Source organism: Flagellimonas flava (assembly GCF_050617915.1).
Lineage (GTDB): Bacteria > Bacteroidota > Bacteroidia > Flavobacteriales > Flavobacteriaceae > Flagellimonas > Flagellimonas flava_A.
On record NZ_JBODQE010000004.1, the window covers coordinates 214087 to 232858 of the forward strand.

25 protein-coding genes are annotated in these 18772 nt (G+C 41.0%); 1 reads left to right on the forward strand and 24 read right to left on the reverse strand.

The window, feature by feature from the left end:
• Window positions 1-2: 2 nt before the first annotated feature.
• The 23 genes from ACRHOZ_RS12245 to ACRHOZ_RS12355 form a co-directional block, all read right to left on the reverse strand.
• Window positions 3-743 (reverse strand): TolC family protein, encoded by a 741-nt coding sequence (locus tag ACRHOZ_RS12245; RefSeq protein WP_431126015.1) that lies wholly within the window; start codon window positions 741-743, stop codon window positions 3-5.
• Window positions 743-1936 (reverse strand): sugar transferase, encoded by a 1194-nt coding sequence (locus ACRHOZ_RS12250; protein WP_431126017.1) that lies wholly within the window; start codon window positions 1934-1936, stop codon window positions 743-745. Before ACRHOZ_RS12250 ends, ACRHOZ_RS12245 begins: the two co-directional genes overlap by 1 nt.
• A gap of 2 nt (window positions 1937-1938) precedes the next feature.
• Window positions 1939-2304 carry a response regulator transcription factor gene (locus tag ACRHOZ_RS12255; protein ID WP_422350057.1) on the reverse strand — a complete coding sequence of 122 codons (366 nt, stop codon included), beginning with the start codon at window positions 2302-2304 and terminating at the stop codon, window positions 1939-1941.
• A gap of 243 nt (window positions 2305-2547) precedes the next feature.
• The gene (locus ACRHOZ_RS12260) at window positions 2548-3393 is read right to left on the reverse strand and encodes a glycosyltransferase family 2 protein (protein WP_431126019.1); all 846 of its coding nucleotides are present in this window, start codon (window positions 3391-3393) and stop codon (window positions 2548-2550) included.
• A 27-nt stretch (window positions 3394-3420) separates the two neighbouring features.
• On the reverse strand, window positions 3421-3723 hold the full coding sequence (locus tag ACRHOZ_RS12265; RefSeq protein WP_431126021.1) for an STAS domain-containing protein: 303 nt from the start codon (window positions 3721-3723) through the stop codon (window positions 3421-3423).
• Between the two features lie 107 nt (window positions 3724-3830).
• Window positions 3831-4538: a LytR/AlgR family response regulator transcription factor gene (locus ACRHOZ_RS12270; protein WP_431126023.1), complete on the reverse strand. Its 708-nt coding sequence runs from the start codon at window positions 4536-4538 to the stop codon at window positions 3831-3833.
• Between the two features lies 1 nt (window position 4539).
• Window positions 4540-4863: an Hpt domain-containing protein gene (locus ACRHOZ_RS12275; RefSeq protein ID WP_431126025.1), complete on the reverse strand. Its 324-nt coding sequence runs from the start codon at window positions 4861-4863 to the stop codon at window positions 4540-4542.
• Complete coding sequence (locus tag ACRHOZ_RS12280) at window positions 4856-5914, reverse strand: sensor histidine kinase (protein ID WP_431126027.1); 1059 nt, start codon at window positions 5912-5914, stop codon at window positions 4856-4858. Before ACRHOZ_RS12280 ends, ACRHOZ_RS12275 begins: the two co-directional genes overlap by 8 nt.
• Window positions 5915-7042, reverse strand: coding sequence for an FIST signal transduction protein (locus tag ACRHOZ_RS12285; RefSeq protein WP_431126029.1), 1128 nt, complete (start codon window positions 7040-7042; stop codon window positions 5915-5917).
• A 2-nt stretch (window positions 7043-7044) separates the two neighbouring features.
• A complete protein-coding gene (locus ACRHOZ_RS12290) occupies window positions 7045-9420 on the reverse strand; it encodes a PAS domain S-box protein (RefSeq protein WP_431126031.1) in 2376 nt (791 codons plus the stop codon).
• Window positions 9413-9955, reverse strand: a complete 543-nt coding sequence (locus ACRHOZ_RS12295; protein WP_431126033.1) for a heme NO-binding domain-containing protein — start codon at window positions 9953-9955, stop codon at window positions 9413-9415. Before ACRHOZ_RS12295 ends, ACRHOZ_RS12290 begins: the two co-directional genes overlap by 8 nt.
• A gap of 78 nt (window positions 9956-10033) precedes the next feature.
• A complete protein-coding gene (locus ACRHOZ_RS12300) occupies window positions 10034-10432 on the reverse strand; it encodes a response regulator (RefSeq protein ID WP_431126035.1) in 399 nt (132 codons plus the stop codon).
• A 130-nt stretch (window positions 10433-10562) separates the two neighbouring features.
• Window positions 10563-10922, reverse strand: a complete 360-nt coding sequence (locus ACRHOZ_RS12305) for an MmcQ/YjbR family DNA-binding protein (protein WP_431126037.1) — start codon at window positions 10920-10922, stop codon at window positions 10563-10565.
• A 2-nt stretch (window positions 10923-10924) separates the two neighbouring features.
• The gene (locus ACRHOZ_RS12310; RefSeq protein ID WP_431126039.1) at window positions 10925-11248 is read right to left on the reverse strand and encodes a Dabb family protein; all 324 of its coding nucleotides are present in this window, start codon (window positions 11246-11248) and stop codon (window positions 10925-10927) included.
• Between the two features lie 78 nt (window positions 11249-11326).
• A complete protein-coding gene (locus ACRHOZ_RS12315) occupies window positions 11327-11950 on the reverse strand; it encodes a DUF4230 domain-containing protein (RefSeq protein ID WP_431126041.1) in 624 nt (207 codons plus the stop codon).
• A complete protein-coding gene (locus tag ACRHOZ_RS12320) occupies window positions 11943-12305 on the reverse strand; it encodes a DUF4260 domain-containing protein (RefSeq protein WP_431126043.1) in 363 nt (120 codons plus the stop codon). Before ACRHOZ_RS12320 ends, ACRHOZ_RS12315 begins: the two co-directional genes overlap by 8 nt.
• Window positions 12302-13054, reverse strand: a complete 753-nt coding sequence (locus ACRHOZ_RS12325) for a cyclase family protein (protein WP_431126045.1) — start codon at window positions 13052-13054, stop codon at window positions 12302-12304. The genes ACRHOZ_RS12320 and ACRHOZ_RS12325 overlap by 4 nt, the downstream gene beginning before the upstream one ends.
• A gap of 23 nt (window positions 13055-13077) precedes the next feature.
• Complete coding sequence (locus tag ACRHOZ_RS12330) at window positions 13078-13371, reverse strand: GIY-YIG nuclease family protein (protein ID WP_431126047.1); 294 nt, start codon at window positions 13369-13371, stop codon at window positions 13078-13080.
• A gap of 21 nt (window positions 13372-13392) precedes the next feature.
• Window positions 13393-14520 (reverse strand): radical SAM family heme chaperone HemW, encoded by a 1128-nt coding sequence (gene hemW / locus ACRHOZ_RS12335; protein WP_431126049.1) that lies wholly within the window; start codon window positions 14518-14520, stop codon window positions 13393-13395.
• A gap of 44 nt (window positions 14521-14564) precedes the next feature.
• A complete protein-coding gene (gene ruvC / locus ACRHOZ_RS12340; RefSeq protein WP_422350041.1) occupies window positions 14565-15119 on the reverse strand; it encodes a crossover junction endodeoxyribonuclease RuvC in 555 nt (184 codons plus the stop codon).
• Between the two features lies 1 nt (window position 15120).
• Window positions 15121-15597, reverse strand: a complete 477-nt coding sequence (locus ACRHOZ_RS12345; RefSeq protein ID WP_431126052.1) for a hypothetical protein — start codon at window positions 15595-15597, stop codon at window positions 15121-15123.
• A 99-nt stretch (window positions 15598-15696) separates the two neighbouring features.
• Window positions 15697-17211 (reverse strand): TonB family protein, encoded by a 1515-nt coding sequence (locus tag ACRHOZ_RS12350; protein WP_431126054.1) that lies wholly within the window; start codon window positions 17209-17211, stop codon window positions 15697-15699.
• Window positions 17208-17570 (reverse strand): BlaI/MecI/CopY family transcriptional regulator, encoded by a 363-nt coding sequence (locus ACRHOZ_RS12355; protein WP_431126056.1) that lies wholly within the window; start codon window positions 17568-17570, stop codon window positions 17208-17210. The genes ACRHOZ_RS12350 and ACRHOZ_RS12355 overlap by 4 nt, the downstream gene beginning before the upstream one ends.
• Before the next feature lie 144 nt (window positions 17571-17714).
• Here ACRHOZ_RS12355 and ACRHOZ_RS12360 point away from each other — a divergent pair, with 144 nt between their 5' ends.
• A complete protein-coding gene (locus tag ACRHOZ_RS12360; protein WP_431126058.1) occupies window positions 17715-18224 on the forward strand; it encodes a DUF456 domain-containing protein in 510 nt (169 codons plus the stop codon).
• Here ACRHOZ_RS12360 and ACRHOZ_RS12365 read toward each other — a convergent pair.
• Window positions 18216-18770: a nitroreductase family protein gene (locus ACRHOZ_RS12365; protein ID WP_431126060.1), complete on the reverse strand. Its 555-nt coding sequence runs from the start codon at window positions 18768-18770 to the stop codon at window positions 18216-18218. The genes ACRHOZ_RS12360 and ACRHOZ_RS12365 overlap by 9 nt on opposite strands.
• Between the last annotated feature and the right edge of the window lie 2 nt (window positions 18771-18772).

Consider the following 18772-nt stretch of genomic DNA (forward strand, 5'->3'; position numbering starts at 1 on the left):
TCCTATATATTCAATTCTGCTCCAATAATGCCCTCCAAGGCCATTACGGAGGAAATAAATTCCGACCGCTGTAATTCAAATCCCATGGTCGCTTGGTTCATCATCTGTTGCAAGCGGGTGTATTCAGCAATATTGATTACCCCGTTGGCAAAGTCCTTTTCAGCCCTGATGGACTGCACCCTAAAATTGTCCACTATGGACCCAGAGATAAAGAAGAGTCTATGAGACTTTAGGAGGTTATTGTAAAGCTCAACCACTTTCTGCTCCAGCTCCAATTCCGCCACCCGGGTTTCAAAACGTGCTTTTTCAGCCTCCCCCTTGGCACTTTTTATTTTGGCCCTTCTATTTATGATTGCTGAAATCGGTAATCGCAAGGAAACCCCAACATTGTACCTGCTTTGTTCGCTGGAAAACAAGGCCTGGCTTTGGGGATCACCCGCAATCTGTGCATTGCTCAGGTTATCAAAAATGCCATAGTTATAGCCAGCCTCTAAGTTGATATACTCCAACCAAGCGCGCTGTTCTGCAGACACCACCCCATCCCTATATTGCTGTTCGGAGACCGTTACCTTTACAAAGGGCGAAAACTCCTTGGCCATGGCCACTAGGGAATCAATGGGCGGTAGCTTTTTGGCAAGGTCATTCTCTTCTAGACTTTTTTCAATAAAATCATTGATGGATTGACCCCATGCGAGATTGCACAACAGCAACAGAAGTAGCACACAAAGCTGGTTTTTCTTCATTATACATTCTCTTTTTGAAAAACGGCTTTGAAAGTTCTTAGCACAATCCACATATCAATTAAAAAGGCATACTTGCTATTGGCGTATTCCACATATTTTATATCCAAGGATTTACGCTCTTCGGGAGACATTTTTGAGCTTCTCCCCCGGGCTTCAACCTGCCACAATCCCGTAATCCCGGCAGGTCCGTTAAAGCGGTCCGTCCATTCATCTGTGGTAAGCACTTCGGCTTCATACAAAGGAAGGGGGCGGTTGCCCACAATAGACATATCGCCTTTAAGCACATTGATCAGTTGTGGAAGTTCATCTATGCTCAATTTCCTGATGATCTTGCCCACTTTAGTGATTCGGGGATCATTATCAAATTTTACAAAAGCGCTTTTGGCGCTTTCTTTTTTCTGGCTATTATGCTGAAGCTCATCCACTTCCGTATCGTCACCGATAAGCACGGTTCCCGTTGTTTTAATGGCTTGTTCCTCCTGTTGTTCCTCTACCGGATTTTCATCATCATGCACATACTGGTTCAGATGCTGAAACTCCTTTAGGCGCTTGTCCGCATCCGGATACATGGATCGGAGTTTGTAGAAATCAAAAATTTTGTAACTGGTCCCTACCCTTTTGGAGATGTAATAGACCTTGCCCTTGGATTCCAATCGGATGGCAATGATGAACAGAAGCAACAACGGAGAAGCACACAAGAGTGCCAAGCCCGCAACCGTGATATCAAATGTACGTTTCCAAAACCCGATTTTGTATTCCTTTTGCACTTCCGAGGGAGCGCCTATCCGTTCTCTTTTGAGATTGGCCTTAAGTTCTTTTAAAAACTGCACCCTTTCCAATATCCGATCGGTGGACAAGGGCTGTACATAGAAGTCATCAATACCGTTCTTCACGGCCTCGGACAAATCGTTTTTATCTCGGCTTTTGGCCACCAAAATGAAAGGGATGTCATCTTTATTCGTGAACCGTTCCCTAACAACATTATGAAACTCAATACCTGTTTGTCCTGGAATCTGTTTCTCACAGATAATGGCATCCACATGTTGGTTTTCTTCCAACCATTTTATGGCCAAAACCGAATTTTTTGCCATATGGAAATCCACTTTTTCAGGCAGGGCCACAAATTGATTTACCACAACTTGATCTACCCCTACATACAGGAGACATACTTTTTGGTCCGATAATACTTCCATGGTTATGCTCGTATAAGTAATTTTTCAACCCGAATGAGCAGCTCTTCCGGATTAAACGGTTTTACCAGGTAATCATCGGCTCCCAATTTCAGGCATTCAATCCTATCGGAACTGCTATCCCTGCAACTAAGTACAATAATGGGTATATTGGCAAAGTATCCGCTTTCCTTTATTTTTCGGATCAATTCAAAACCATCCATGTTGGGCATTTCCAAATCTGTTATGACCAAATCCGGAATATTTCCTTCCTGCATCCATGTTAGGGCAGCCAATCCATCTTCCATGGTGGTTACCTGGTAGGACTGCCCCAAAAACTGGGATACCAGCTCACTCAGGGATTGCTTGTCGTCAACAACTAAAATTTTCATAATATCGATTTTAAGATTTGTAGTACTAAACACAATGGAAAAGTAGGATTTATATTACGTTTTAATAATTCTATGTTGTAAAACCAAGGGATGCTGTTGTAAGCGATGAATTATCGGAGGTTAGGCCATTAGCCAGCTTATCGGCGAATGGTCCAAGGCCAAATACCAGATATGGAAACTAAGGGGGCTCTACTAATTTGTAAGCGTCCTTCCTATGCAAGCAGATGATGAAAAGTAAATGCTTTAGTTGGATGCCTCGGTGATGTCAAGGGCTTCAAAAGTGGCTTCCAAGGAATTTTTTGAGGTTCGGAACCGCTCGTTACAGAAGGGAAATGGCTTTCCAGGCTCCCGTTCCGGCGGAAGTGCCGTAAATACCTCAACATTTACATATCTGAAGGTTCCCAAATTATGCAAGTGGATGGCCAGCATACCGTCATCGCAGCCCGACACTACCCTTAGGTCCGTGTCATAGCCTATAGGAAGAAGCGTCTCCCTGCGCATGGCCATGGAAACCGCCCGTATATGCTTGATTTTGGTGGTAAACTTTTGGGAGAGTTTCCATCTAAAATAGGCCAACTTAAGCTTGTTTCTAAGTCGCATTTTAGGCGAGAGCTGGAAGTCATTTTCATAGCTCTGCGAGACAGAATAACAGAGAACCAAATCCTTATCGACAAAAAAAGGAAGAGCCATTTTATCAATGTAATAGGGATCGTAGATGGAATCTGGATCCATGGTACATATAATTTGCCCCTTGGCTTCTTCCAGTCCTTTTTGTCGTGCATAGGTAATGCCCTGTTGTGGTTCGCTGACCACTTTGGCCCCAAGCTGTTTCAATATGGACAAGGTCTCTTCGTCCGCATTGTTTTCCACAAAAATGACTTCATAGGGTATGATCGTCTTTAAATTGGAAAGCGAAAGTATATGGGCCACCAAGGTATCCATGGCCCTGTACACAGGGGTAACCAAGCTTACCACTGGTTTCTGGACATCGTCCAATAGTTCAAAATAGGTAATCAAACGGTTTAAATCCTCATTACCCAGGTTTTGTGGTGTTGCTTTGTAATAGGGCTGGTAGTCGGTGACTTTCATATCTGACCTTTTTAAAATGTTCCTCTGCTAAATACGATCAGGACTTAGGATATAATTGGTCTTGGTAGAATTAAAGACTTCCATAAGCGTACTGTTCTGTCTTCCAATCAAGGAAACCACTTTGTTCTGTCGAGCAGAATTTTGATACAGTTTCTCAAAAAAGCGGGCCGCTGTTGAATCAAAATGGGTTACTTTTTCCAGGCTGACCACTATACTGTCTTCCTGCTCCAAAACGGCATTGAAGTAAGAGTTCAAAGCCCCTATTTGCTGGGTTGAAACCCGGCCTAAAATTTCAAAAATTCCTCGATTTTCACGTATTTCCAAAGACATATTCCAAAAGATTTAATTAAGTGATTTCAATCTCTTTAACATTTTCAAAAAGTGCCTAACTATACTAACGCAAAAGAAACTAAATATTGTAGTTTTTTTCCTACTTTTTATAATAAATTCAATCGTTGCATGAGCTCGGGACGGTTAGATCTGCTGATAGGAATAACATTGCGTTCTATGAGCACGCTATTGTCTTGAATGTCCACAATCTGCGAAAAGTTGATAATGTATGATCGATGAATTTGCAAAAACTTTGAATCCGGGAGCTTCTCCTTGATTTTCTTAAGTGTTGAATGTACCCTGTATCTCTTGTCGCGGGTCTGAATCTCAATATAATCTCCCTGCGCCTCTATCAATTGTATATCATGGAACTTCAATTTGATCAACCGCCTGTCTATATTGATATACAGGTGGTCTTCTTCATTTAAAGCTCCCTCCTTTTCCAGGTTGATGTCCGCTTTTTGAAATTCATTGTGTATTTTTTTTGCGCATTTTTGAAATCTTTCTGCAGATATAGGTTTTACCAAATAATCTAAAATAAAGTCATAGCCGTAGGCTTCAATGGCAAAATCCTTATCGGAGGTGGTAAATACAATTTTGGGCGGATTGGCCACGGTTTCCACAAAATCCACCCCGGTAAGTTTGGGCATGTGGATATCCAAAAAAATAAGGTCCACTTGGTTATTTTTAAGGAATTTGAGCGCTTCCAAGGCATTGGGGAATTCCGCAACCACCTCCATTTCCGGAATGGTGTTGCAGAGCTCCTTTATGATGGCCCTGGCGCTCCCTTCGTCATCTACTATGATACATTTCATTTTATGCAATTTTTAAAATGAAGCCTTCCACCGATTCCAAAATCTCATGAAATTGATTCTTGAGCTTGGTATTTCGATCTTTAAGATCCTCTTCATACTGAATGGCCAATTTATACCCCTCTGTAAGTCCAAGAATCCCCAATTTATGCTTGATCTTATGCACAACTTTTGCCGATTCTTCCAAATCACCACTTTCCAAAAAGGAGAAGTAATCCTGCTTTTCCTTCGGAAATTCAGTCTGGATAATGTTCAGGAATTTCTTCTCAAAATCCTCATTGCCTCCTGATATTTCCTTTATATAGTCCAGATTTGGTATTTCAGACATTGTGCTTGTTTTTAATTGTGAAAAAGAAGGTGGTTCCCTTGCCCTCTTCTGAGGACAACCAAATATCTCCTTTATAGAAATTGATTATTTTCTTTACCAAAGCGAGTCCAATTCCCGTTGCACCCGAATTGTTCTCCAACTTTTTGAACATGCCAAAAATGCCATCCTGAAGATGTTTTGGAATTCCCTTTCCATTATCGGAAACACTGAACATCCACCCATCTACCTCTTCCATTACATCAATCATGATCATCCCCTGTGGATTATGCTCCGTTGCCGTAATGGCATTGGTCATCAAATTTTTGAACAACTGCTCCAATCGGTATTTTCCTGTATAGAGTTGGGGCAGGTTCTTGCTCTTTTTAATGGTTATGTTGTCCGGAACATATATGGTCCTTTCAATTTCCTCAATGAGCAGACCCAGATCCAAGACCCCTGCACTTTCCTGGATGGAGTCTATGGTGGAATGGCGTAAAATACCATCTATAAGACTGTCCATTTTGGCAAGATTCTGAAAAATGAGTTGGACATTTTCCCTGCTTTGTTCCTTGAACCCTTCCTGTCCGTCCTCAAAAACCCAACTCACTAGGGAATGAACGTTTCGTATAGGGGATTTCAAATCATGTGAAACCATATGGGCATAGTTGTTCAATGACTCGTTTTGCTGTTCCAAATTCTTGAGGAGCATATCTTTTTCAGCGGTCATCTGCACCAGTTTTAGTGCCTGCTTTTCAATATCCTCCACCAATTGTTGGGGATTAAAGTCCAACGAGCCATTGATCCTATCATTGGTTTTGTCCTGCATGGAAACCACGGCCTTTCTTAGAGACTCCAGCACTTTACGCTGGCTTTCAGCCTCCTTGTTCAGCCGTAGATTCGCTGCATATAGTTCTTCCGAGCTTAAAGACGTGGCCCTTTGGATCATCTTCAGCTTTTGGTCAAAATCTGAATACGACTTATCCACAGAATCGAGGAAGGTCTCCATTTCTGGATGCTCCGCCAATTCCTGGGGCAAAAATTTCTTTAGTTGTCTTTTAAGCAGGGAGTGCATTTATTCGCTCAATAGAGTTAAGGTCATGGTTTGATTGTGCAATTGGCACTCATTTTTCCCAGCAAATGGGGCCATTTCCCCATAAGAATAAAATCCAGTGATACTGGCTTGTTCACCAATCACATCGGCTACCTCCTCAATTTCATCCTCGGTACGTTGGTCCAGCACCAATTTGCGACCCACACAGCTGACCAAAATGGCCAACTCCGGTTTGCTCTTTCTATCCCGCATGGCCAATTCCGCGGCATTACATGCACCTTCTGCAATATCGTCCATAGTGGACATCATTAATTGTACCTTGGAGTTCAAGGGCACATCTCCTGCCAAAATCATTGAATTTGCCTCCTCATCAATATTGAGAATGGTACGAACCAAAGGTTCAGAATCCTCATTTTGTTGTACCGTAAGTGGATACAGCAATGCGGCTTGGGGAAGCTCCGCTGCCTTTTCTCCCAAGTATTTTTTATACAAATCTAAAGCGGGCTTACCATCAATCTCATACAGCACATTGCCTACAGATTTGGTAATGGTTCGCTCCGGACCAAAAGGGGTCCAACCTCCAAAATTGGCATAGCTTACTTCCAGGGCTTCACCATAAAGGCCGATGGCCACCACTTCACCTTGTTTAGGGTCTTCATTATACGAAGTCAATGTCTTTTCAAATCGGGCACCGTCACCGCAAAGTCCACCAGTAATAGAAGCCTTAAATCCTTCAACAGACTCCAAGCCTTCAATAAGACCACTTCCGTTTACAAAACTGCCATCGGACACAATAAACAAATGATTTAACTCATCCATATTGAACTGCTCCGAAATACTGGCTCCCATTTTTTCAATGTCCACAAAATCCTTGATGTTTTTGCTTACAATTTCAAATCGGGTTTTTTCAAACTCAATGGCGGTTATGGTAATGCTTTCCTCGTATACACTGGTTTCCATGATCTCTCCTGAGGTAGATCCAAAAACCAGATGTCCATCTGGATATAAATCCCTTATCTCTTGATATACATCTTTGGATTCCAATAAAAATCGATCTCCAAAAACCAGAACCAATGGTTCCTTTAAAAGTTGGTTTTGTGTAAACTCCCAAGTTCCTCCTTTTAACTTTTTAGCTTGATTTACTTTCATGATTACTTGTTTTTAATTTCTTTTTTTAGCGTGAAGAAAAAGGTGGTTCCTTTGCCTATTTCACTTTGCAACCATACCTTTCCCTTATATCGGTCAATAATTTTTTTCACTATGGATAGTCCTATTCCAGTGGATCGTTCCTTGTTTCCTATGGACTGAAAAATCTGGAATATTTTTTCGTGATACTCTTCCGGAATGCCCACCCCATTGTCCTTGATACTAAATTCCCAATGCGTGGAATGCTCCTTATAATCTATTTCCACCAATCCGTCCTCTTTGTCAATGTTCACCACTGCGTTGCTCAAGAAATTCTGGAACAATTGATGGATTTTGGTTTTATCGGCCTTAATGGTGGGTAAAGTTTGCTTGGCCTTGATGCTTACATGCTCTGGGATATATATAATCTCCTTTATTTCTTGAATTACCTCGTTCACATCTACAGTGGTACTGTCCAGAACATCATTGTTGACCGTTGAATATTTTAAGATTCCACTGATCAACTTATCCATTCCCTCAATTTTTTCCTGCATCATTTTAAGGTTGTACCTCCCGTTTTCATCCAGAGTATCCTTATAGTCATCATAAAGCCAAGTGGCCAAGGCGCTGACGCTCCGCAAAGGGGACTTAAGGTCATGAGAAACAATATGGGCGTATTCCTGGAGGCCCTTGTTGCTTGCCTCCAGTTCATGCAAGAGATTTTCCTTTTGAAGTTCCAGGTTCTTTTGGTCCGTAATATCCAAATGGATTCCAATGGATCCCACAACATTTCCGGCATCATCATATCTTGGGGCTCCGCTAAGCAGCCAGAAACGTTTTTCTCCGTTGGCAACCCTCACGGCAACCTCATAGGAATCCGATATTCCTTTTTTTCTTTTCTTATTATGCTGTTTCAGTTTTTCACGATCTTCTTCGTACAAATGAATGACGTCTTCGGTGTTTTTCCCGATCAGTTCATCTGTGGGCAGCCCGATCATATCACTAAAACTGTGGTTTACCATGAGAATGTTCTCATCGTTGTCCACTTCTACCAATCCTAAGTTCATATTTGCAATGATGCTTCCGTATTTTTCTTTTTGTATTTCTAGGTTTTTCCTATAGTTCTTGCGTAGGGTGATGTCATTATAACTCCACAAATGACCTTTGTACTCCCCATTGTTAAAAAGTGGGATATAGTCCCGTTCAAAGGTTCGCCCATCCAACAATTCCATTTCATCTGCCGTCGCAACCTCTTTCCTGCGGACCACCTGATCAATTTGTTTTAAAACCACGTCCGGATCCAAGAACATGTTCTTGTATTTATGGATGGACTTTTCCCCATTTACTCCTTTTATGGAATCAGGAGAAACAGGAATGCCAAAAAGATCACAGAATTTTTGATTGGCCAGCACCACTTTGCGGTCCTGATCCTCCAACAAAATCCCAGTTTGCAGGTTTTTGATCAAGGTGGTCATTCGCTCTTCAGAAGCCCTAATTTTTTCCTCAGCTTCTTTTTCCCGAGTGATGTCCTCGATCATTGCCACGCTGTACTCTATATTTCCTTTGGAATCCAATACGGTACTCATGGAAGTTTTGCCGTATAGGGTCTCCCCGTTCTTTTTGTAAAACTTTCGAACAATGGAGAACTTTTTGGTGTCGTTCTCCAAGCTCTTCTTTAATAGGTCATCATAGAGATTACTGTCTTCCAGGGAAGAAATATCATCTATGGACCGTTTTTTCAAAGCCGCCTCTGAATATCCCAAAAGTTCAACAAAGGATTTATTGGCTTTTATGATCTTGTCGTCCACAATCAACAAAATGCCCAAAGAGGAGTTTTCCACTATAATGTCCTGTTGCTTTTTTTGATCCTCCAAAAGCTTCCGTATCTCTACTTCCTTTGTGATGTCGCGAATTACCCCCTGAGCCGCAATGGGTTGACCATTTTCATTATAGATTAGGCTCGCATTGATGTTCACAAATTTTTCCTCGGAGTTTTTGGTGATGATCTTGGCGGAGTAATTCTTTAGGATTCCTACCTGCAACAAAGTTTGGAACGACTCTGCGGTGTATTCAATATAATCCGGGTGGACAATGGATGACAGTTGAATTTCTTCTTTGGTATGATCAAACCCCAAAAATTCTTTTGCGGAAGTATTCATATTGATCACGTTGGTCATCATATCCATGACCACATAAGGGTCAATAATATTGACAAAAGCACTATCTATACGATCTCCCTTTTTGTTGATCAAGGCCTCCAATTTTCCATTGGCCTCCTTAAGGTGCAAGGAAGCATCATAAAGCTCTTTGGCCTTTGTTTCCAAAAGGCTTTCGGCAGTCTTTCGGGCTTTCTTCTCCCGTTCCAGTGCCCGCTTTAGTATGGAAATTTCGGAATTAGCCATTTTGGACAATCGTAAACTTTACTTCCGTGCCGTTTTCATTTAAAAGTTTATAATCTACCTGTACGTTTTTTCCAAAATGTTCAAAGGTCTTTTCAATCAATCCATGCGCCAGCGCATACAAGCCTCTTGAAGAAATGTAGATCATTTCCAAGCTATTTTCCGTCTTGGACAGCATCTTAAAACGAGGAAGTTCTGCGTCTGGATACAGTTTTAGTACATGCACATGAATATGGTCTTCTATACCATATAAAAGACCCATAGGGTTTCTATAACTGGCTACTACCTCAGGGTGGGCAGCGGTCAATCCGCCAAACAAATAATGCCCAAAGGAATACAGTAATTTTTCCTGGGCAACTTCTGTTTGTTTACTTAGTTCTGCAATGAGACTTACCATCTCATTGAAATCATATGTACCTACGGATGTATACGCCCCTCCAGAAGGGAGGTCGCAATTTTCTATTATGGAATCAACAATCTCAAGTCCATAGTTGGACTCGACCATTTCCAAAAACTCAGTGAATACAATTCCTTTCACAATAAAGAATATTATGAATTAAATGTAGGAATAGTACTACCGAATTATAAAAATAATGTTGTGAAAACGGGTTTTTTGTTAGCCTTTGATCAATTCACTGATTTCCCAGTAGTCAAAAACCTTCTTTAATTTGGATTCGTAATCCTCATATTTTAAAGGCTTTATGATGTAACCGGCAATTCCAATCTCGAAACATTTTAATAGATCTACTCGATTTTCGGATGTGGTCAAAATGATGACGGGCAGGTATTTAAGTTTTTCATCCGACTTTATTTTGGTCAGAAACTCGATGCCACTCATTCGAGGCATGTTCAAATCCAAAAGGATGATATCGGGCAAGCTCTCACCTTTTAAAATATCGAAAGCTTCCTCTCCATTTTTGGCCTCGATAATCTTATGCTTGGATTGAAACTTAGAAATTGCCCGTTGCAATTTCATGGTCTCTATCATATCGTCTTCTATGAACAGCACATTCATGATCTTATTCGATTTAGTACACAAATTTGGGGAATCGCAATCAGAAAAAGACTACAAAATGGTTAAATACAAAAAAACTATCGATGAACTGTAGTTTTGTTTCGATGAACCAAACACCTATTCCACCAACCTATCCCAAGGAAGTCAGCTCGTCTCTAAGCTTTTTCGTCAGTCCGGAAACCACTAAATCATAGGAATGGTCAACCAACTCTCCAATAAGATTTGGAGGAAGTTGTTCCAACATTAGCGTATTCCAGTGCTTCTTACTCATATGATAACCAGGGATAATATCCCCATCGTACTCCTCCCGTAACTCTTCCGCCCATTCTGGATTACACTTGAGGTTACATTGCGGGGGTAAACGCTCCAAGGCAATAAGGGCAAACATTTTACCCATGACCTTGAAAACCAAAGTTTGTTCATCAAAAGGAAATTCCTCCGTTACCCCTTTTTTACGTATGCACAGCTCCCTGAGTTGTTCAACATTCATGCTTATAAGCCTAAGGAATCATACACAATGACCTTTTTCCACAAATGTTTGCATTCATCAATGAACGTCAAGTGCGGCTGCTCCTTTTGGTATCCTTCCTGCGCCTCTGCAGATTCAAAAGTAACGATCAAGGAATAGGTGAACGTTCCGTCCACCACCTCTCTGGTTGCCTTGGGAGGTGTGCCAATAAAGTTGGTCTTGGCAAACTTGGAATTGTCCAGGAACTTCTTTAGCGAAGCTTCAAACAGGTCACGATCGGCCTGATTGTCCGGATTATTGAACCAAAAGTACACCGTGTGGGCAAAAGCGGAATCAAAAGTATTCATATTGTCTTGGGTTTGTGCAAGGGACATATTAACAATGCCCAATAAAAATAAAGTTATAAATGTAGTTCTCATAGGTTTCTATTCTTCTAAAAAGTGTTTATCGCGATTTGTTATTTCAAGAGCGGAGTAGTCCAAGGTCCATCCAATGGTCTCCACAATCTTTTCCACCAAAAATACGGCTTGCAGTGCTTCTTTGCGTGCAGTATCCATAAGCCCGCTTTCTGGGATTTTATGTTTGATATGGTCTTTGGCTTCTTGGTTAACATTGGTAAGGTCGTCAGGGGAAAAGCTATTGAACAATCCATTTTTAATATCATAGAACTGAAGCTCAGGTTCTATGGAAAGTACTTCAGGTTGTGGAAAATTATCCAGGATTATCCTTTTGCGTTTATCGTCGGCCCTTAGATTCAATTTGGTAAGGTCATACCCTATTTGCGCCTTGGCCTTAACGATGATCAAGGCCTTTTTTTTGCTGCTCAATAGACTGAACAGTCCTTCTTTGGTGTTTTCATAATTGTAGATCTCCGCAAAATCCCCTTCAACCGAAACCAGTTTGCACACACTCCTGATCTTATCGAGCAAAACAGTGGACTGTTGTTTGGTCAAATCCTTGTTCTTCTTTTTTCGAAACAAAGAGAACAGCCAGTACATGAGTATGGCACCCAGTATCAGACCCAGTATAACTTCTAGAATATCATCCATTTCCTTTCCCCACTTCTCCCAAATGGGTAAACTTAAATCCTTTATTGTATTTTAAACCATAGCCCAAAGCCCTATCCATCGCTATATGGGAGAACATTATGATTCCGATCAGTTCTAAGATGGGGAGGTCCACAAAACTGTTCCCTAGCAAGAACAAAAAAATTGCCAACCCTCTATGATGAAATAAATTATAGGTAAAAGCACCCACCTTATTTCCAGCCAAATATCCAATCATCCCAATATCTGGAGTTAAAAGTAATGCAAAAAACCACCACCAAGGTAAATCCATCCACATGAACAGATAGAACCCAAGGAGCAAAAGTGTAACCTCTTCTAACTTTAAAAGTACTTTCATTGGTTTTCAATTTGATATAAAACTGGCCTACTAGGGCTGGCGTCGTTTTCAAACGGGGCCACTTGTAGATTTAAGAAATATGGGCCGTCCTTGATCTCATTGTCCACATAGATCAACTCGGTAATGGTAGCGTCCACTCTAGGAGCCTCCGCAGTGTTCCAGAACGTGTGGTGACCTGCAAGTGCGCCTCCATCCTTTTCCTTATCCACGGATGGAAGATCCACCAACAAATGCAAGATTCCTTTACCCACCAAAAACTCCAAGGCTTCTTTTAGCAAATAAGGCGGATTGGTGTTGGAATAGTTTTGTGCACATTTGCTTTTTAGGTTTGGAATCGTTCGGATTATTACAGCTTCCCTTTTTTTGGTGCCAAGAGCATAGCGAAGCTGCTTTTCCGAAATCACAAAATCCTTGCCTTGTCTTTCAGGAGCCACAGTAATCACTTCGGCCCAAAAGAAATAACGTTTTAATTTTTGATTGACCGAATGAAATGCTTTGGTAATATGACCCAGACATTCCGTATGGGTCACATGGGAATGCGGGTTAAACCAGATATCGTTAAAGTTAGTGGAAGCACCCTCGGATACCTTCCCAATGAACTTCCCCTCTTGATGCGGTTCTATTCGCGGCGGATCCAAATACCAGGCGTTGACATTGTCTTTATCTCCCCGTAAAGGGATAGAAATGTCCAAGGGTTTGGACAAATCTATTTTATAGTTCTTGGAATTGTACTTAATGGTGGTGATCATTAATGCTGAACTTGTTTCAGTATTTAGTAAAAATTGTCTAGTAAATCTAATAATTCTGGATTTTTAGATTTTACAAGATTCCATTTCCAATCTTTCTTCCAGTTTTCAAGTTGCTTTTCTCTTTTAAAAGCTAGTCCAATATCATCAAATATTTCATAATAAATCAGGATCCGTAAGTGATATTTCTTTGTGAATACGGCACCAGTGCCAGCTATATGTTTTCTTATCCTTTTCTTTATGTTTTTTGTTGCTCCAATATAAAGTATAGATCTTGGGACATTGGTCAACATATAAACATATCCTTTTTGTAATTCCATATAAGTTAACAAATCCTGAATCTAGTTCAGGATAAATAAATCGGACGCCATCCCATCCACCAAAAATTTTCCCTTTTGCGTAGCTGTCAGCTTGCCATCGTTTAGCATAAGTAATCCTGAATCAAGGAATTTTTTGCCGTGATTGTTTAGATGCACCAGATAGTCTGCGCCATATTCTGCCTCCACTTTTTCCAGGGAAACACCCCAAATGGTACGTAAGCCAGTCATGACATATTCATTATATCTATCCGTCAAAGTCAGTTTTTCTTTCTCGGATGGCAACTCTCCAGCTTGAATGGCTTTTATATACTTATTGTTGTTCCGTACATTCCAACTGCGGTTTATTCCATCAAATGAGTGCGCTGATGGCCCTATACCAATATATTTCTTGCCTTGCCAGTAGGAAGTGTTGTTCTTGGAAAAGAAACCCGGTTTTCCAAAATTGGAAATCTCATAGTTTACAAAACCATTTGCCTCCAGAATTTCAACCAGCAGAAGGAACTGCTCTTGAGCACGTGCATCGTCAACTTCCGCCACCTTGCCTTGCTCAATAAATTTCTTTAACGCTGTTCGGGGTTCTACGGTAAGGGCATAACTGGAGATATGGGGTAGGCCAAAAGCAAGGGCTTTATCAATATTGGATTTCCAACGATCGTGATCCATCCCTGGAATACCATAAATCAAATCGATGGAAATATCTTCAAAGTACTTCGTGGCCTCGGAGATGCAATTTGCGGCCTCATCCGCATTGTGTGCACGGTTCATCAACTCCAAGTCCTCATCATAAAAGGATTGGATTCCTATGCTCAATCGGTTTACTGGACTTTTGGATAATTGGACGATTCGATTTTTGGATAAGTCATCGGGGTTGGCTTCTAAGGTAATTTCCGGTTTTGGAACGACCTTGAAATTTTTATAGACTTGATCTATCAGTAGTTCAATTTCAGCATTTTCCAAAATCGATGGTGTTCCGCCCCCAAAGTAAATAGTTTCCACCTCCGCATCTCCCAATTCATCATTGCGTAGCCTAATTTCTTCGCAAAGCGCCTGCAGCATCAGCTCCTTTTTTCCCAATTGTGTAGAAAAATGAAAATCGCAATAGTGACAAGCTTGTTTGCAAAACGGGATGTGGATGTAAATACCGGACATGCTAATAATGAGCCTCTAATTTGCACATTAATAATTAAAAATTTTTAATTATTAATTTTCTTGGGATTCTGCTTCACAAAAGCCTCCCATCCCGTATAGCTTTTTCCTATATCTACCCTACCTTCATTGTAAAAATGGCAAACTGCGGCGGCCAGTCCATCCGTGCTATCCAAATTTTTGGGGAGGGATTTTAATTGAAGTACGCTCTGGAGCATTTTAGCCACTTGTTCCTTGCTGGCATTCCCGTTTCCGGTAATGGCCATCTTTATTTTTTTGGGCATGTACTCCGTAATGGGAATTTGTCTAGAAAGTCCGGCAGCCATGGCCACTCCTTGCGCTCGGCCCAATTTCAACATAGACTGGACATTTTTTCCATAGAATGGGGCTTCAATGGCAATTTCATCTGGATGATAGGAATCTATCAGTTCCAAGGTACGGTCAAAGATGAGCTTTAGCTTGGTATAGGGATCGTCGTATTTTCTGAGGAGCAATTCATTCATCTGGACAAATTGCATTTGTTTCCTTACCACCTTAATGATTCCAAACCCCATTACGGTAGTCCCTGGATCTATTCCTAAAATAATCTTTTCTGTTGCCAAACTATGGTTGTGTATTGAGAACTATCGGAAGACGAAAACGCATGCTCACTTTTTTTGCTCTTTTTACAGCCGGAGCCACTGTTAAATCCTTCAATTGGTTTCTAATCTGCTCATTAAAATCCTGGATTTCTGCCAAAATACTCTGGCTTACCTCCATTTCCATAATAGAGATAAAGCCATCCTCGTCCACCTTAAAATCAATAAGGACGGTATCGTTCAAATCGTTTTTGACCTCCCACTGCAAGCTGTCCAAAGCTTCGGATACCAATCTTGTCATTTCCGTTCTAAAGCACTCTCGTTGCGTTGCTTTGGGTGCCATTTCATCACAATTGTCAAACAAAGGGTATTGATCCACCTCGTTCCAATCAATTTCCTGCAGCTTGTCATGTACCATTTTATCCGTCTTTTCTTCCCTGGACATGAACAGCTGGCAAGAGGATAAAACAAACAAAAACAACACTGCTAAACACTTGCGCATACCTCCCCATGAATTTGGCTGAAATTACGATTTTTTGACCATACCCTTAAACCAAAAAAGGCCCGAAAAACTTCGGGCCTCTATTTTGGATTGTCAACATCATTGCAGTTTAAAGGATATGGGTATGCTAAACGGGACACTTACCGGTTTTCCCTTTTGTTTTCCGGGACCCATTTTGGGAAGCTTGGAAATGATGCGCACCGCTTCGTCTTCCAACAACTTATGTGGGCCCCGTTGTCGAATCCCAACAACTTCTCCCTCGGTGTTTATCCGGAAAATAATACTCACCCTACCTTGAATCCCTTTTTCCTGGGCTTCCTCGGGATATTTGAAATGCTTTCGGATATGTTCCGTAATGTTTTCCATAAAACAAGCCCTTTTATCCAAGCTATTTTCACAGCCGGGGTAAATCGGAACCTCCTCAATAACCGCAAAAGGCACTTGAACCCCATTGGCATCCTGACCATAAACGGTTCCGGCATTTATATCTGACGAAAACATACCAGCATTAATTTCTGATGAAACTATGGTCATAGTCGCTTTGATGGCCTTCTCTCTATTTTTAAACCGGATAATTGATCCGTTGGTCGCGCTCTGATAAAGTATAAATGAATCCTCATCCTTTAATTTAAATTGCCAGTCACCACCACTATCTGAAAGGGCTTCAAGTTTATAGTAAAGTGCATCTAGCTGAGCCAAGGAGAGATTGTCCACATCCTCAACAACCATCTCCTGATCATTATCCTGAAATTTTTCTTCACTTTCACAGGAAGTATAGACTAGCATCCCAAAAACCAAAGGAAGGAGCATTCCATATTTCAACTGATAAATTGATTTTGACTTTTTTCTTGTTAACATGACGATTCGTTTTTTGATTAATGATTTTTTATAAAACTGATTGACTAGACTGAAATTCTGACTGTGGAAAACCTCTGAAAGCAACAATTCGTACTGTTCCTTTTTACTTGTTTTGGATGCCTTGGCATCTGCAATAAACTCATGGAGCTCAGAAATACGTGATTGATACAAGTAGACCAGTGGATTAAACCAGAATGCAATCCGCATCAACTCAAAAAAGATGAGATCCAAGGAGTGCCGCTGCTTTACATGCACCAATTCATGCTGGACTATTCGTTCCTGTTTTTCCTTTGGAATTTCTTCTCCCAAAAAGACATTTTTAAGAAAGGAGAAGGCCGCCGAACTTTTGGGAATTTTAATTTCGGTGTACTCCTGATAATATTTGGTTTTCCCTATCGCTTTTAAGTGGTACAATCGGAAGAGTTTTGCAACAAACCAAACAGTCATGATCAAGGCACCAATGGCAAACACCACATACTCCCAGGAATTGGGTTCAAAAATTGAGGTTTCCATTCCTGATGGCAGCAACACTGCCTCATCCAATTGCAAAAAGAACGTCTGATATTCAATCAGGTTTTCCGGAACATTGGTTTGTAGCGCCTCAATTTTTATCCAGGGAAGTATCAAGGACAGTACAAAGCTTGCCAAAAGATAAAAACGGTTCCATTGAAGGAAAGTTTCCTTTTTCAAAAGCAGGTCGTATACAAGTAAAAAGACCAATTGAATGGTCACACTTTCTAACAGATAGGTAATCATTTCGAGTCCTTCTTAATGGTTTGCATAATCTCTTCCAGCTCACTTAAGCTGATATCGTTCTTTTTCATAAAAAAAGACACCATACTTTTAAAGGATCCTTGAAAGTAACCGTCTACCAATTTGGATATGGACTGATTGCTATATTCCTCTTTTCGTACCAAAGGAAAATATAGGTGTCCCTTCCCTACTTTTTCATGACTCACAAATCCTTTGTCCTCCAAAATTCGAACAATGGTAGACACTGTATTGTAGGCGGGTTTGGGTTCGGGCAATTCATCAATGATGGCAGCAACATTGGCTTTTTCCAGTTTCCATAAAAACTGCATTACCTCTTCTTCCGCTTTTGTCAACTGTTTCATTTTTAAACTAAGTTTTTAGTTTTAACTTGGAACAAATATAACTAAATTTTTAGTTTAAACTAATTTTATAGTTGAAAATGTTCTTTTTACACCTTAGGCTGTAACATTTGATGTTTAAATTTGTCTCATAGTCAAACACCCAATATGGATATAGCACTTCTTGTTTTAGGTTTTATTTTGATGCTGGTCGGCATCCTTGGTAGTTTTCTACCTGTATTGCCAGGTCCTCCCTTAAGTTGGGTAGGTCTTTTGCTGCTTTACTTGACCAAAGCTGTACCAGACAATTGGTGGATTTTGGGCGGTACCTTGGTCCTTGCTCTTGGTATTACCATCTTGGACTATGTAATTCCAGCAGCGGGAACAAAAAAGTTTGGTGGTAGTAAAGCAGGGATGTGGGGGAGCATCATCGGTCTGTTGGTGGCCATCTTCTTTCCCATTTTTGGCCCATTTGGAATAATTATTTGGCCCTTTGTGGGTGCCTTGGTAGGTGAGCTCATGAACAAAGCCGACCAAAAAACTGCTATGAAAGCAGCCTTTGGGTCCTTTATTGGTTTTTTAACGGGCACCTTTATGAAGTTGGTTTTGACCTTTGCCTTTGCTGTGTTCTATGTTATTGTAGCTTTAAAGTACGCTGGGGAAATATTCTCATTCTAACCACTGCACTTTTTCGGATATTGGTTTTCGGGGAGATGGTTCTATGTCGCCATCATAATACCCCATATAGAAAAAGCCCAAGCACTTTTCATCTTCTTCCAAATCCAAAAACTCCCCCATGTATTTGATCAAGCCCGGGGAGCTCCAGTAGCATCCAATACCTAATTCCGTGCAGCACAGCCACATATTTTGAACAGCCATTGCGGTAGCTGCCAACTCCTCCCACTCGGGCAAACTCTCTTCGGGATCCCGTTGCATGCAAATAGCAATTACAGCTCCGGAACGCCCAGGGTTTTCCTTTAGTTTGTTTATTTTGACTTGTTTGGGTTTGGGATCCACTTCCTGATACTTGTCCGAAAGAAATTGCCCCAATTCCCGCTGTTTCCCATTCATAAAAACCTTAAACCGCCAAGGCTCGGTTTTCTTGTGGGTAGGCGCCCAGTTGGCAGCTTCCAATATTTTTTCAATGATTTCCCTGGCAATGGGTTGGCTATTGTATTGGGCTGGAAAAACACTTCTCCGGTTCTGGATCAATTCAAAAATCATAG